We start from the raw sequence: 12,871 nt of genomic DNA on the forward strand, positions 1-12,871 counted from the left end.
TTTTTTGCGAATAAAATTTTGTATATAGAGTAATAATTTAATAAACTGGAAAAGCTAAGTACAAACTTAATGCAGATAACCGTAGTAGTGTTGTTTATCCCGTAATTAGTATTAATTAAAATCTATGAAGATAAAATATTTTGGCTTGATGCTTTTTTTATGTGCTTTCCAAAATTGTAACCAAAAAAAGGATGCTTCTCAACAGAGTCTTCTTAAAGAGAAACAAAGCGAAATAAGTTTTAGCCGTATCAATGAGAAAGAGCGGATTGATTGGAAGAAAATTGAAGTAACGGTAAGTGAGACAGAACGATCAAAGGCTGTAGAAAAACTTAAGAAGCACTTTGAATATATTTTTAATAATGAATATTATTCAGGTCAGCCATTCGAAAGAACTATCCATTTTTTAGATTTAAATGGTGATAAAGTCTTGGATGTGATTGTAGAAGGCTACAGCGGAGCTGAATCAGATAATACTCAAATTTTCCTTGCGGAAAACAATGATTTTAAAAAAGTATTAGAGAAATCCCAATACGTTAAATCAATTAAAATAAAGGATGGACAACTAGAATCTTTAACGATGTTAGATTTTGGTTGCTGTGCTGAATACGTGGAATATGAAACCAAGTATAAAATCACTTCTTCTTTCTCCGCTACACCAATTAATCAAAAAGCAATAGCTTCGTTTGAGAAGAAGCCAAAAAACAGCTTTCTTAAGAAACCTAAATCTATATTCATTCTTCAAGAGAATACAGCGTTAAGGTCTTCTCCAATTTTTGATGATACTTCAACCGTAATTTACGACTCAGAAGGAACTGGTAATGTTTTAGCAAAGTATCCTGAAAATTCTCCAGGATTTGCTTGGGTGTCGGAAACTGATAGCAATGGTAAAAAATGGTGGTATGTAGAAATTCAACCCGTTAAATCTGTAAAAGAAAGTTTGCTCTACCAAAAAGATGATATCCCTACAAATGGGATGGGATGGATGAGAGAAGATCAATTTGGAGTTAAGTAAAAACAACTCATACCAACAAAACTTAAAGCACATTAAAACGTGCCTTACCCAGTATGGTAATAGAAAATTATAAAAAATAATCTGGTAGAGGTTCAGAAAGTATGATTGGATAAAAAAAGGCAGTGAAGTGTTTAAGATGATGGAATGTTCGAAGTCCACATCAAAATAAACTGTCCTCACTGCCAGAGCAGCAAGATAGTAAAAAACGGAAAGAAAAAGAACGGCGCTCAGAATCTGTTGTGCCGAGCTTGCGGGAAGCAGTTTCAGCCTGTTTATCAGTACAAGGGTGCAGATCCGGGGGTGAAACAGACCATTTTGCGTCTTTTGGAGAGGAATAATGGCATCCGCGATATTGAGCAGATCCTGGGAATAAGCCGTAATTGCGTACTCAAAACGCTATTGGATCAAGGGAATGAGATCCAGATCAAGCCTTGGTTCAAGCATTATAAGTCAGTTCAGATAGATGAAGTGTGGAGTTATGTGGGCAGGCGCAAGAAAGGCAAATACTGGCTTTTATATGCTTACTGTCCTGAAAGCGATGAAATTCTGGCGTATGTGTGCGGCAGCAGAAGTGCTAAAACGGTACGGGCTTTAATGAAAAAACTGCAGGGAATAGAAATTGAGGAATTCTGCACCGACCATTGGAAAGCCTTTGCTCAGGTTTTGCCGGAGGAAAAGCACAAGATAGGTAAAGCTTATACCAAAAACATAGAAGGCGTAAATACCTGCATCAGAGCCAGAAACAGGCGTTTTGTAAGAAAAACCACCTGCTTCTCAAAGAAAAAAGAAAACCACTTAGCTGCTTTAAATATAATGTTCAACTACCGAAATAACCATAAAGCAAAGCATCATACTTTCTGAACCACTACCAATAATCTACAAACCGTCCTCTAAAAACAAAAAAGCCTTGTAAATATCTAATTTACAAGGCCTTATAATGTGTAATAGTACCCAGAGCCGGGGTCGAACCGGCACATCCGTGAAGATATTGGTGTTTGAGACCAACGCGTCTACCGATTCCGCCATCTGGGCATTTGGTAGCCACTCCTTTTTCAGAAACGGTTTGCAAATGTAGCCAAGGTTTCTTTAATGCGCAAGAGGTATTTGCGTTTCAGGTAATAATTTTTTACTTGTTCCAGCGCAGCAGGTTTTTCAGTTTCCGGCAGGTTTTCGTATTGCTCCAGCACGGGTCTGGTTTTGTTTTCCAGCGCATTCCAGATCTCTGAAAAGCCAGCCTGCAACGTGGCCACTGCTTCCGGCTCAAATTCGAATTCCAGCTCCATCAGCTTTTCGTTCAGCTCCATTACTTCCATCAGGAAAATGGGCGGCAATTCGTTCTTGGTGTTTTCGCCGGTTAAGTTATGCTGCTCCAGAATATAAGCCAGGCGGCTTTCGAAATTGCTGAGTGTTTTATAGGCGTTGGTGTTCAGGGTAGAAAGCTCCAGGATTTCGCGCTGTTTTTCCGGCGCAGCGGTGGCATGAAAATCGGGGTGATATTTACGGCTGTACTCATAAAATTTTGCCTTCACCAGTTTTTCATCCGGGAAAAAGCTTTCCGGCAGGCCGTAAAATTCAAAGTAATTCATAAGCTTGTTTGTAAAAATTTCCGCTTCGTTCTCCGACTTTTTAGTCCGAAACCATAGCGTTTTTTTAAGATTTTTGCAGCGTTTCGGCTACGAGCGCATCCGGAAACTGGCGCGCCGAAAAAGCAACCGGCGGCGCAGCAAAAAGTTTCTTCGTAGCCGGCCATACCTGCCCGAACAATTCCGATTTGCGGTAGTTGTTCAGGTGCGTTTCCGATTCCCAGTAACTGTAGGTCATAAAAATATGCGGGTCGTTAAAATCCTGCAGCAATTCCATGTGCCGGCAACCTTCAAAACCCCGGATCTGGTCTTTCGATCCGTTAAAAACCTCCAGAAACGCAGTTACTTTTTCCGGCTGAAATACCATGCGCACGACGCGGATCAACATCTTTAATAGTGATTAATGATTAATTTTTAATGGTTAATGTTCAATGAAAAATCTAACTTAAAACGCTAGGGTTTTGGTGCGAAAAAGTAGTTTGCTGAAAAACTGGTTCATGATCAGGAATTTAAAAACTGTATTCGAATATTAATCATTAACTATCGGGAAATGCACGTCTACCTGCGAGTCGAAATCGAGGCCTAAAAGTTCGGCGGCGCTGCCTTTGTTTATACCAATGCACAGGAAATTCTGGCTGTTGTACACGCACACGCATTCGCCTTCCGGCTGGTGGGTATAGCGCTCCGAAATGCGGTTTACTTTTTCGCGGGCAAAACTAATTGTAAAGCTGCGTTCGTGACCAATGGTTTCTATGCTGTCGCGGGTAATGTTTGTGATCAGGTTGCCGTAATGGTCTACGTGAATTACGTGGCCGGTAATGGCGTTATCGTTCAGGCGCAGCTGGCGGTTTAGCAACTGACGCATGTGCGTGGTTTTCGGACCCAGGTCTTCCAGTTTTCCGCCGCTGGCTAAATGCAATGCGGCCGGGCCCAGCCAGTCGCGGGTAGGAGAGGAAGTAGCAATTTCAGTAGCAATTTCTACCAGTTCTTCAGGTTCCGAATCGGTTAAAAGTGAAATTATGCCGTTGTCGGCAGCCAGGAAATAATGGCCCTGGAATTTCGCCGCGTGGTACTTTCCGGACTTTGAATTTTGCGTATCTACGGCCACCAGATGCACGGTTCCTTCAGGAAAATCGCGGAAAACGGCTGAAAGAATGTATACCGCATGCGCAATATCGAAAGGCTCTACGGCGTGCGAAATATCTACAAGGGGTGTGTTGGGCTGGCTGCTCAGCAGGCGCGCTTTTACCGAAGCCACGTAGTGATCGCGGTAACCAAAATCGGATAAAAAAGTAATGATAGGCATAGTGGCGAAACTATATTATGCTTACTATTGTAATATACAAAAGTAGTTTAATATTATTAGATACTGAGTTAAATCAAAGACTTAAATTAACGTAAATAAATTTGGTAGAGAAGGTAATAACACTCGAAAATATTTCCCTGATAGATTTTTTAGGAGTTGAAAATCAAAATATTAAGCAATTGGCAGCTGCTTTTCCGAGTAGCAAGATCATTTCGCGGGGAAACGAAATTAAAATTCAGGGCAAAACGCCCGAGATCACCCAGATAAACGAAATCCTTTCATCCCTCATCGAACATTATCATAAATACGGCAAAATTACGCACACCAGCGTAAACCGGTACCTGGCCCCTGATCTGGATGGCGATGAAGAGCTGATCCCGACTTCGCCGGACGTGATTTTGTACGGCAGCCGCGGCAACGTGATAAAACCTAAAACGCCCAACCAGAAAAAACTGGCTGAAGCGATCGAGAAGAACGACCTGGTTTTTGTGCTTGGTCCGGCTGGTACGGGTAAAACCTACGTGGCGGTAGCCATGGCCGTGCGCGCGCTCAAAAACAAGGAAGTGAAAAAGATCATCATTTCCCGGCCGGTGGTGGAAGCAGGCGAGAGCCTTGGCTTTTTACCCGGCGATATGAAGGAAAAAGTAGACCCGTATCTGCGCCCGATCTACGATGCATTGGAAGACATGATCCCGCTGGAAAAACTGAAGTTCTACCAGGAAAATAAGATCATTGAGATTGCGCCGCTGGCGTATATGCGCGGCCGGACGCTGAGCTCTGCTTTTGTACTGCTCGATGAAGCCCAGAACACCACCCCGATGCAGATGAAAATGTTCCTGACCCGGATGGGACAAGGCGCGAAAGTAGTGGTAAATGGTGACCGTTCGCAGGTCGATCTTCCGAAGAAGCAGAAATCAGGCTTAAGCGAAACGCTCAACATTCTGCGCGACGTGCCGGGCATTGGTTTTGTGGAAATGAAATCGGAAGACGTGGTACGCCATAAACTGGTGAAAGACATTGTGGCCGCTTACGAAAAGTTTGAAGCCCATGCCGTACCGGATTTTGGTCCAGACCGCCCGATCCGCCCGGCTAACCCAGATTACAACGCGTAATCGGTAAGTTTAAAAATTAAAATTTTGTAAATAATTTGAGACCGTTCTTAAAGCTGTAAAAGTTTTCGGAACGGTTTCTTTTTGCTTAAAAAATGCTATGGTTTCCGTACAAAAAACTGATAACGAACAAGCCCTGGAAACGGTATTCCAGATCCGGCAGAAAGTATTTGTGGAAGAGCAAAACGTGCCCCACGAAGAAGAATACGACGAATTTGAAAACATTGCCGCCCATTATTTAGCTTCCTACAACGGCGAGCCGGCCGGCGTAGCGCGGTGGCGCGAAACCGACAAAGGCGTGAAGCTGGAACGCTTTGCCGTACTGGAAAATTTCCGCAACAAGGCAGTAGGCAGCCATATTTTAAAACGCGTTTTGCAGGATGTAAAAGAAGCTCATCCTGGTAAAACCGTTTACTTACACGCCCAGTTCCGGGCCATTCCGTTTTATGAGCGCCACGGTTTTCAGAAAGTAGGCGATCAGTTTACCGAATGCGAGATCGAACATTTTAAAATGGTGCTGCAGGCGTGAATCTAAGAGATTAAAAACGCTATACTTTTAGCCTGAAAAACTCTTTTGTTTAGCCTGAACTTATACCGTGAATTTCTCGCGATCCGATTCAGACAATAAAAAAACGGAACGTAAAATGTTTTCATATTTGCGTTCCGTTTTTTTATGTGCTTCGTTTGAAGTGTTTTTAAGTTTGGGGCAGCCAGCCCAGGGTACCATCGGAAAGTTCTACCAGTTGAAAGGCTTCAAACAAACCCAGTACGGTAAAGCTGGTATGTTTTTTCAAGGCCGCAATCGGCATCGCCGTCAGGGAAGGAAGTTCGGTAAGTTCGGCATCCGTTTTCACGGTTTTGGTTTGCAGCGGTTTGGTCAGGGTTTCGAGATTATCTTTGTGCAGAAAGCCAGTCAGGCCATTGGGTAACTGAACCTTATACCAGGAACTAGTGCCGGCTAAAACCTGCACCGCGGTGCTTTTTGGTAATTTCGCTACCGTTTCCGCTTTGCCTTCTGGCGAATTTCTTAAAACTGCGTTTTTACCAGCAATCCTTGCCCAACTTCCCAAGTGCTTCTCATCTATTTTGAGCGTTGCGGGCTGCTGCGTATTTTGGTAAATGAACGGATAAGGATCTACCGCGCCCTGCCCGAAACTATAAATACCGAAATGCAGGTGAGGCGGCGTAGAGCGGGCGTTGCCGGTGTTTCCAACCAAACCTAGCGTGTCGCCGGGATTAACCTGTTGGCCGGGCTGAACCAATTGCTGCTCCAGGTGGGCGTAATACAAATTCTGGCGGTTATTTACATCGGTAAGCCATACCACTTTGCCGCCACGCGGGGTTTCTGCAACCCGCGACACCACGCCTTTGGCGCTGGCAATGGCCGGCGTACCTTTCGCTGCAAAAATATCCACCCCTTCGTGCCTGCGACTGCCATTATCGCGGTCGGCGCCCCAGAAGCTTTGCACCGCGCGGCTGTCCAGGCCACTTACCGGAAATCCTAATGATGGTTTGGCTTCAATGGTGGTGGTATAGCTGCCGTTGCTCAATAGTTCGGGTTGCAAACGCAATAAGTAAACCTGATCGCTTTCAGCCTGGTAACGTAACTGCAAACCGGTTGTGTCGGCGGCAGCTACATGCGTGGCGGTGCGCGGCCGGCCCGAAGCTGTCTCGAAAAGGTCGAGGAACAGCCTTATGTTTTGTTTGGTGCGCGTGGTTACCAGCACTTCCAGCATTTCGCCCTGGCGCGCCCTGAAAGCAACGCTGGCAGCTGTTGGTTGTTCGGCTTTAAAATATCCGGTTTCCTGGTAAGGCAACTGCACGAGCAAGGAATCCTGTAACGCTTTTTCGCCGGCTGCCATCCAGGTTTTTCCTAGCGCAGTTTGGTGCAATTTCGCTGTCTCCAGGTTCTGCACGTAAGCTTCGTACGGCGTACGTTTCTGAAAAATAGTTTGGGTAAATTGTTTGCCACCGCAACCGGTCAATAAAGTTATTACCAGTAAAAGCAACCACAATCCTGTTTTTATATGCATTTTTCGTTGTTTTCTGAAAGTTCGGTTTAAACAGTTGAAAAGCATTCTCAACGCTGCCATTTAACAATCCGGAAGCCGGAAGCATTCCAATTGTAGTGCAAATCCCGGCATTAAAAATTTCCCGCAGGCTGGAGCTGGAATTTAAAAGCGGCTGGTTTATCTTTTGCTATAATTCTGCGTAGAAGCTCCGGTAACATTTGTGCTGAAAACTGCTCGCTTCCGATGATCAAATGGGCGCCATATCCCTTCGTGCGGATCTCGCTGGCTTTTATTGCCGGCATCCAGCTTGCCCTTAAGTTCGAACGGGCCGGGCATGCTGCGCTTTGGGTTTTTCTGGCGGCTTTAGGCATTTTTCTTTCGCTTTATTTCCTGGCAAAAAAGAGGCGCTCGGCTTTTCTTTTTTCGATTTCAGGAATTGCAGCGCTGCTTTGTTTTGCTTCTGCCGGGTGGTTACTCAACGAGATCCGCACGGAGAAAAACCAGCCTGGCCATCTGTTTCACCAAACCGGCGAAATAACGCATTACACAGGTTTTATAGACGATTTTTTGCTCGAAAAGCCTACCGTTTTTCAGAGTACGCTCCGTTTGCAACAGGTTAAAATAAACGGAAAGTGGCAACCTGTAAGCGGTAAAGTTCAGGTAAGTTTCCGGAAAGAAAAAAGCCTGCAAAGGCCAAAGTACGGCGACGTGCTGCTGATAAAAGGAAGTCCGAAAGCCGTAAATCCGCCGCTAAACCCGGGGCAGTTCGATTACCGCCAATACCTGGCTACGCGCAACATTCACCACCAGCAGTATTTGTATGCCGGGCAGTTCGAAGTAGTGGGGCAGCAGGTAAGCAATCCGGTTATGGCGCTCAGCATTCAGCTGCGCCGCAACCTCGACCTTGTATTTAAGCAATTCGTGCCTTCGCACCGGGAATATGGCATTGCTTCGGCGCTGGTTTTAGGGGTGAAAGATGAGCTCGAGAACGACATAAAAGCTACTTATTCTAACACCGGGACTATGCATGTGCTGGCGGTTTCGGGTTTGCACGTGGGGCTGGTATTTTCCATTTTAAGTTTAGGCCTGAAACGCTTGCGCAATACTGCGTCGCACCGGTTATTTTCGGCGGCAATTGTTTTAACCGTGGTGTGGGGGTATGCGTTCATCACGGCGTTGTCGCCATCGGTTTTGCGGGCAGCGGTGATGTTTACGTTTGTGGTTGGGGCGCAGGTGTTGCAGAAGCGCAGCAATATGTACAACACGCTGGCCACGGCGGCTTTTGCCCTGCTTTGCTACGATCCGTTTTTCCTCTTCGATGTTGGTTTTCAGTTGTCTTTTGTAGCCGTTCTGGCCATTGTTTACCTGGCGCCGCGCATCTATAAATTATTCGATTTTGAAAACAAAGCCGCCGATACTTTCTGGGAAATGACGAGCGTTTCATTGGCCGCGCAGATCGGTACTTTTCCGCTGAGCTTGTATTATTTTCACCAGTTCCCGGTTTACTTTCTGATCTCGAATTTAATTGCGGTGCCGCTTTCAACCATCGTGCTTTATAACGGTTTGGCGCTGCTGGCTTTTTTCTGGATTCCGGGCGTAAATGTGGTTTTAGGCAAACTTATGCAGGGCCTGCTCTGGCTGATGAACGAAAGTATGATGTGGCTCGAAAAATGGCCCCTGGCGCTCCTCAACCGCATCCCGTTTTCGGGTATGGAAGCTATTCTGATCTACAGTTTTATTTTGCTTTTACTTGTGTTTATGGCCCGCCGCAAACTGAAATATTTGGCACTGGCCTGCAGCGTTTTATTGTTGTTTTCCGGAAGCCAGTTAAGCAATACTTTTTCTGGAAACACGAAACCGAAGCTTATTATTTTTGCGGTACCGAAGCAATCGGTCTGGAGTTTTTCGGGTGAAAATGCTACCGTTTTTGCCGATTTGGTTTTCCTGCAAAATAAGCAGGCCATTGCTTTCACCCTGGAACCCGTTTTCCTGGCCGCCCGAACCCGGAACGTACATTACCAAAGCTGGCATAGCAACAATGCGGATAAGATTCCCCAGATCAAAACCGAGGAAATGCGGGTGTTCAGCTGGCGGAGCCTGAAAATATTGTCGCTGGAAAAACCTTTGAAAAATGATCTGCAAATGCCACTGCAGGTAGATTACCTCGTGGTCCGGAATAATGCCTGGATATCGGCTGAAAAACTGCAACGTAATTTCCGTTTTCAAAAGCTGGTCTTCGATTCTTCGAACGAAACCTGGTACGTAAAGTGGCTTTCCAGGCAATTAAAGTCTGCCGCAATTCCGCACCATGATGTAAGCTCGCAGGGCGCTTTCGTTATTCAAACTGAAAAATAAGCGACCTTATTTTCGAGCGAACCTGGTGTTTCAGATCATACTTTTTACGCCGTTTTGCCTACCGTTTTGCGGTGGAGTTCCGTAAAGCAAGGACATTTTCCTGGCCACGATATAAGATCCTGAAATTTATCATGGGGAAAGGATCATTTTTGCCCGCTTCCTGCTGTAAATCCGGCAAGGTTCCTACTTTTGCAAAACCAAACAATAACTGCACCATGAGCTATATCCAATACGAAACCCAGAACCGCATTGCCTACATCACGCTGAACCGTCCCGAGAAACGTAATGCCCTGAATTACGAAGTGGTAACTGAGCTGAAAGCCGCTTTTACGCGCGCCGAAACCGATGAGGAATGTAAAGTGGTGGTTTTGCGGGCCAACGGTGCCGTTTTCTGCGCCGGCGCGGATCTGGAATACCTGCAGCAATTACAGGCCAACACCTACGAAGAAAACCTGGCAGATTCCACGCATTTGATGCAGCTTTTTCTGCAGATCTATAAACTAAAGAAAGTGGTGATCGGGCAGATCCATGGCCATGCCATTGCGGGTGGTTGTGGCCTGGCGACCGTGTGCGATTTTTCGTTTACCGTACCCGAAGCCAAATTTGGTTACACGGAAGTGAAGATCGGCTTTATTCCGGCCATTGTAAAAGTGTTTCTGCTGCGCAAACTCGGCGAAGCCAAAGCCAAGGAATTGCTTTTGACCGGCGATCTGATCAATGCGCCCGAAGCACAGAAGATCGGGTTGATAAACTACGTGGTTTCGGGCGAAGACCTGGAAAAAATCGTTTCAAAATTCGCCCAAAAACTCATTGCCGAAAATTCGGAGCAAAGCATGGCGCTTACCAAAGAAATGATTGCCAGCGTGCAAAGCATGACGCTGGAAAACGGGTTAAATTATGCTGCCGAAATGAACGCCCACGCCCGCGCCACCGCCGATTGTAAAAAAGGCATTGCTTCATTTCTGACCAAAGAAAAACTGAGCTGGTAATTTTACCCGAAACAAAAAAACAGATTGGCGGTTAGGAAAAGTATGTTGATCGGATTAGGAATAACGTTGCTTGTTTTTTTACTGATGGAAATAAAGGCCTGGCTCATGCACAAATACGTGCTGCACGGTTTTCTCTGGAAACTGCACCAAAGCCACCACGCGCCCCGAAAAACATTCTGGGAATGGAACGACCTTTTTTTTGCGTATTACGGCCTGTTGGCCATGCTATGTTTTATCTTCGGTACCGAAAACCTGGACTGGCGTTTCTGGACCGGTGTGGGCATCAGTTTATACGGGCTGGTCTATTTTGTAGTACATGATCTATACATTCACCGGCGGCTCAAAATTTTTGGTAAAACCGGGAACGCCTATTTGAGAGCGCTGGATATTGCGCACAAAGTGCATCATAAAACCCGCGGCCGCGATGGGTCCGAATCTTTCGGCATGTTGTGGGTGCATCCGAAATTCTTCCGTTTGGCTAAACAAAAAAAGTAGTATTTAAAGCAGCAACGTGGCACACTATTCCATTAAAGAACTGGAGCATCTTTCGGGCATTAAAGCGCATACCATTCGGATCTGGGAGCAGCGGTATGCTATCCTGTCGCCCAAGCGGACCGAAACCAATATCCGGTTTTACGATGATGCCGACCTGAAGAATATCCTGAATGTTTCTTTGCTGAACGAACGCGGGTTTAAAATTTCGAAGATCGCGAAAATGAAACCTGACCAGATCTCGGCCGAAATTATGGCGCTTTCCGAAGTGCCCGGCGACAATCAGGGCCAGGTTAATGCACTGATCGCAGCCATGCTGGATCTAAACGAAGAACATTTTGAAAAAGCACTTAACAAACCCATTCTGCAGCTCGGTTTCGAACAGGCTATTTTACAGGTGGTTTATCCGTTCCTGAGCAAGATCGGCATTCTGTGGCAAACCAATAATATCTGTCCGGCGCACGAGCATTTTGTGTCTAACCTCATCCGCCAGAAACTGATCGTGGCCATCGACGGGCAGGTTTTAGCACCTTCTGCCACTTCCGAAAAATTCCTGCTTTATTTGCCCGAAGGCGAACTGCATGAACTGGCGCTGCTTTTCATGAATTACCTGCTGCGTGCCCGCAAGCATCACGTTTTGTACTTGAGCCAGAACCTGCCTTTTGCTGACCTGGTGCGGGCTTTTGAGTATTACCAGCCGCAGCATATCGTAACGGTGCTTACTTCTTTTCCGGAACGGGACCAGGTGCAACATTACCTGGATAAACTTGCGCAGCAGTTCCACCGGACCCGGATATTGGTTTATGGGCACCAGACGCAATATAATTTCTTGAAATTCCCGGAAAACATAAAAAAGTTGCAATTCATTTCCGAATTTATTGATGCTGTTAGCCCTGCCTGAGGGCTGGCTCATTTTATTCTGGAGAAAAGCTCCCTCTTTCGGGTTTGTAAAATCCCGATGCAAGCTTTTGCAGGTTTATTGCCCAGTATCTTCACTTCAAAAGTTTGAAATGTAGATTTATAAGCCCGCTACCGGTTTTTTTTAATATAAATACCTGAAAAAGAGGGTTACGGGCCCTTTATTTCGGAAATTATAGAATCCATTTTGCTTGCCAGACTTCCTGGCTTATCGGTCTTACTTTTTCCAGCCTAAATCATAGCGTTTTCTAAGTTTGTTTTACTTTTTTAGGCAAATCTTCCAATTTTATACTTTTTTTTTTAGGCTATTGGCTAGCAGTTTCACGCTTATCCCCTAATAATTGCCAATTGCTGCAATCCGAGCAAAGATTTATTTCGTTACTCCCTAACCGAAGCGAAGATTCTGCTATGTGGTAGCTCTTCTATGCGCCGAATTTTTTCTTATTTCCACAGGCCTTATATTTTATTTTGTTTAAGTAATGTTTTATAAAATTAAACAAAAATTTGGCTTTATTTTAAATTGTCCGTACAATTGTTTCAGAATGTAAACTTAATTCCTAAACATCATGACTGCCGTAGAATTTACCAACCAGGTTCAGGAAATATCTGTTACGTTACGGCCGGCGGCCATGACGCTGACCCGCGATGCCGACGATGCCCGCGATCTGGTGCAGGAAACCCTGTTGAAAGCGCTTCTGAACCGCGATAAATTTAAGGCCGGCACCAACATGAAAGCCTGGCTTTACACCATAATGCGCAATACATTCATTAATAATTACAATAAAATAACCAAGCGCAGTACCAAAATAGACAGCACCGACTATTTTCAGTATTATACCACCGACGATAGCTTTATTACTTATAACCAGGCTACCGCCACGTTTATGATGGCCGATATAAACCGTGCCATTGCGGGTTTAAACGAAGATTTCCGGAAGCCTTTTGTGATGTATTACATTGGCTACAAGTACCTGGAAATTGCCGATCAGCTCCAGATTCCGATTGGTACCGTGAAAAACCGCATCCATATTGCCCGGAAAGAGCTTAAAAAATACCTGAAAATTTATAGTACAAACTAGGAAACTGCAACGTTCG

At 45.2% G+C, this 12,871-nt stretch carries 13 protein-coding genes and 1 tRNA gene; 9 read left to right on the plus strand and 5 right to left on the minus strand.

Annotated elements, in window-relative coordinates; translation table 11 throughout:
* Window positions 1–124: 124 nt before the first annotated feature.
* Together I5M27_RS04205 and I5M27_RS04210 are read left to right on the plus strand one after the other, a co-directional pair.
* Window positions 125–1,012, plus strand: a complete 888-nt coding sequence (locus I5M27_RS04205) for a hypothetical protein (RefSeq protein ID WP_200504887.1) — start codon at window positions 125–127, stop codon at window positions 1,010–1,012.
* 144 nt (window positions 1,013–1,156) lie between these two features.
* Complete coding sequence (locus I5M27_RS04210; protein WP_200504888.1) at window positions 1,157–1,873, plus strand: IS1 family transposase; 717 nt, start codon at window positions 1,157–1,159, stop codon at window positions 1,871–1,873.
* Between the two features lie 87 nt (window positions 1,874–1,960).
* Here I5M27_RS04210 and I5M27_RS04215 read toward each other — a convergent pair.
* From I5M27_RS04215 to I5M27_RS04230, 4 genes are all read right to left on the minus strand, one after another.
* A tRNA-Leu gene (locus I5M27_RS04215) sits at window positions 1,961–2,044 on the minus strand.
* 20 nt (window positions 2,045–2,064) lie between these two features.
* Complete coding sequence (locus I5M27_RS04220) at window positions 2,065–2,598, minus strand: iron-sulfur cluster co-chaperone HscB C-terminal domain-containing protein (protein WP_200504889.1); 534 nt, start codon at window positions 2,596–2,598, stop codon at window positions 2,065–2,067.
* A gap of 64 nt (window positions 2,599–2,662) precedes the next feature.
* Window positions 2,663–2,983: a putative quinol monooxygenase gene (locus I5M27_RS04225; RefSeq protein WP_200504890.1), complete on the minus strand. Its 321-nt coding sequence runs from the start codon at window positions 2,981–2,983 to the stop codon at window positions 2,663–2,665.
* Window positions 2,984–3,124: 141 nt separating this feature from the next.
* Window positions 3,125–3,901, minus strand: a complete 777-nt coding sequence (locus I5M27_RS04230; RefSeq protein WP_200504891.1) for an SAM hydrolase/SAM-dependent halogenase family protein — start codon at window positions 3,899–3,901, stop codon at window positions 3,125–3,127.
* Between the two features lie 101 nt (window positions 3,902–4,002).
* Between I5M27_RS04230 and I5M27_RS04235 the strand changes: the two genes are divergently transcribed.
* The gene (locus I5M27_RS04235) at window positions 4,003–5,013 is read left to right on the plus strand and encodes a PhoH family protein (RefSeq protein WP_200504892.1); all 1,011 of its coding nucleotides are present in this window, start codon (window positions 4,003–4,005) and stop codon (window positions 5,011–5,013) included.
* 97 nt (window positions 5,014–5,110) lie between these two features.
* Complete coding sequence (locus tag I5M27_RS04240; RefSeq protein WP_200504893.1) at window positions 5,111–5,539, plus strand: GNAT family N-acetyltransferase; 429 nt, start codon at window positions 5,111–5,113, stop codon at window positions 5,537–5,539.
* Between the two features lie 166 nt (window positions 5,540–5,705).
* On the opposite strand, the gene I5M27_RS04245 is transcribed toward I5M27_RS04240, so the two are convergent.
* A complete protein-coding gene (locus I5M27_RS04245; protein ID WP_200504894.1) occupies window positions 5,706–7,043 on the minus strand; it encodes a M23 family metallopeptidase in 1,338 nt (445 codons plus the stop codon).
* Window positions 7,044–7,265: 222 nt separating this feature from the next.
* Here I5M27_RS04245 and I5M27_RS04250 point away from each other — a divergent pair, with 222 nt between their 5' ends.
* From I5M27_RS04250 to I5M27_RS04270, 5 genes are all read left to right on the plus strand, one after another.
* Window positions 7,266–9,377 carry a ComEC/Rec2 family competence protein gene (locus I5M27_RS04250; RefSeq protein WP_200504895.1) on the plus strand — a complete coding sequence of 704 codons (2,112 nt, stop codon included), beginning with the start codon at window positions 7,266–7,268 and terminating at the stop codon, window positions 9,375–9,377.
* A 215-nt stretch (window positions 9,378–9,592) separates the two neighbouring features.
* Complete coding sequence (locus tag I5M27_RS04255; RefSeq protein WP_200504896.1) at window positions 9,593–10,366, plus strand: enoyl-CoA hydratase/isomerase family protein; 774 nt, start codon at window positions 9,593–9,595, stop codon at window positions 10,364–10,366.
* 42 nt (window positions 10,367–10,408) lie between these two features.
* Window positions 10,409–10,861, plus strand: coding sequence for a sterol desaturase family protein (locus tag I5M27_RS04260; RefSeq protein WP_200504897.1), 453 nt, complete (start codon window positions 10,409–10,411; stop codon window positions 10,859–10,861).
* 16 nt (window positions 10,862–10,877) lie between these two features.
* The gene (locus tag I5M27_RS04265; RefSeq protein WP_200504898.1) at window positions 10,878–11,759 is read left to right on the plus strand and encodes a MerR family transcriptional regulator; all 882 of its coding nucleotides are present in this window, start codon (window positions 10,878–10,880) and stop codon (window positions 11,757–11,759) included.
* 583 nt (window positions 11,760–12,342) lie between these two features.
* Window positions 12,343–12,855: an RNA polymerase sigma factor gene (locus I5M27_RS04270; protein WP_200504899.1), complete on the plus strand. Its 513-nt coding sequence runs from the start codon at window positions 12,343–12,345 to the stop codon at window positions 12,853–12,855.
* Window positions 12,856–12,871 lie beyond the last annotated feature (16 nt).

Origin of the sequence: Adhaeribacter terrigena (assembly GCF_016623615.1) — a bacterium.
In the GTDB taxonomy this organism is placed as follows: Bacteria; Bacteroidota; Bacteroidia; order Cytophagales; family Hymenobacteraceae; genus Adhaeribacter_A; species Adhaeribacter_A terrigena.

Excerpts from the sequence above, each read along its gene's own strand:
- I5M27_RS04255 (WP_200504896.1), top strand. The coding sequence starts at position 9,593 with ATGAGCTATATCCAATACGAAACCCAGAACCGCATTGCCTACATCACG.
- I5M27_RS04270 (WP_200504899.1), top strand. The coding sequence starts at position 12,343 with ATGACTGCCGTAGAATTTACCAACCAGGTTCAGGAAATATCTGTTACG.
- I5M27_RS04210 (WP_200504888.1), top strand. The coding sequence starts at position 1,157 with ATGTTCGAAGTCCACATCAAAATAAACTGTCCTCACTGCCAGAGCAGC.
- I5M27_RS04230 (WP_200504891.1), bottom strand. The coding sequence starts at position 3,901 with ATGCCTATCATTACTTTTTTATCCGATTTTGGTTACCGCGATCACTAC.
- I5M27_RS04250 (WP_200504895.1), top strand. The coding sequence starts at position 7,266 with ATGATCAAATGGGCGCCATATCCCTTCGTGCGGATCTCGCTGGCTTTT.
- I5M27_RS04240 (WP_200504893.1), top strand. The coding sequence starts at position 5,111 with ATGGTTTCCGTACAAAAAACTGATAACGAACAAGCCCTGGAAACGGTA.
- I5M27_RS04260 (WP_200504897.1), top strand. The coding sequence starts at position 10,409 with ATGTTGATCGGATTAGGAATAACGTTGCTTGTTTTTTTACTGATGGAA.
- I5M27_RS04220 (WP_200504889.1), bottom strand. The coding sequence starts at position 2,598 with ATGAATTACTTTGAATTTTACGGCCTGCCGGAAAGCTTTTTCCCGGAT.
- I5M27_RS04225 (WP_200504890.1), bottom strand. The coding sequence starts at position 2,983 with ATGTTGATCCGCGTCGTGCGCATGGTATTTCAGCCGGAAAAAGTAACT.
- I5M27_RS04245 (WP_200504894.1), bottom strand. The coding sequence starts at position 7,043 with ATGCATATAAAAACAGGATTGTGGTTGCTTTTACTGGTAATAACTTTA.
- I5M27_RS04205 (WP_200504887.1), top strand. The coding sequence starts at position 125 with ATGAAGATAAAATATTTTGGCTTGATGCTTTTTTTATGTGCTTTCCAA.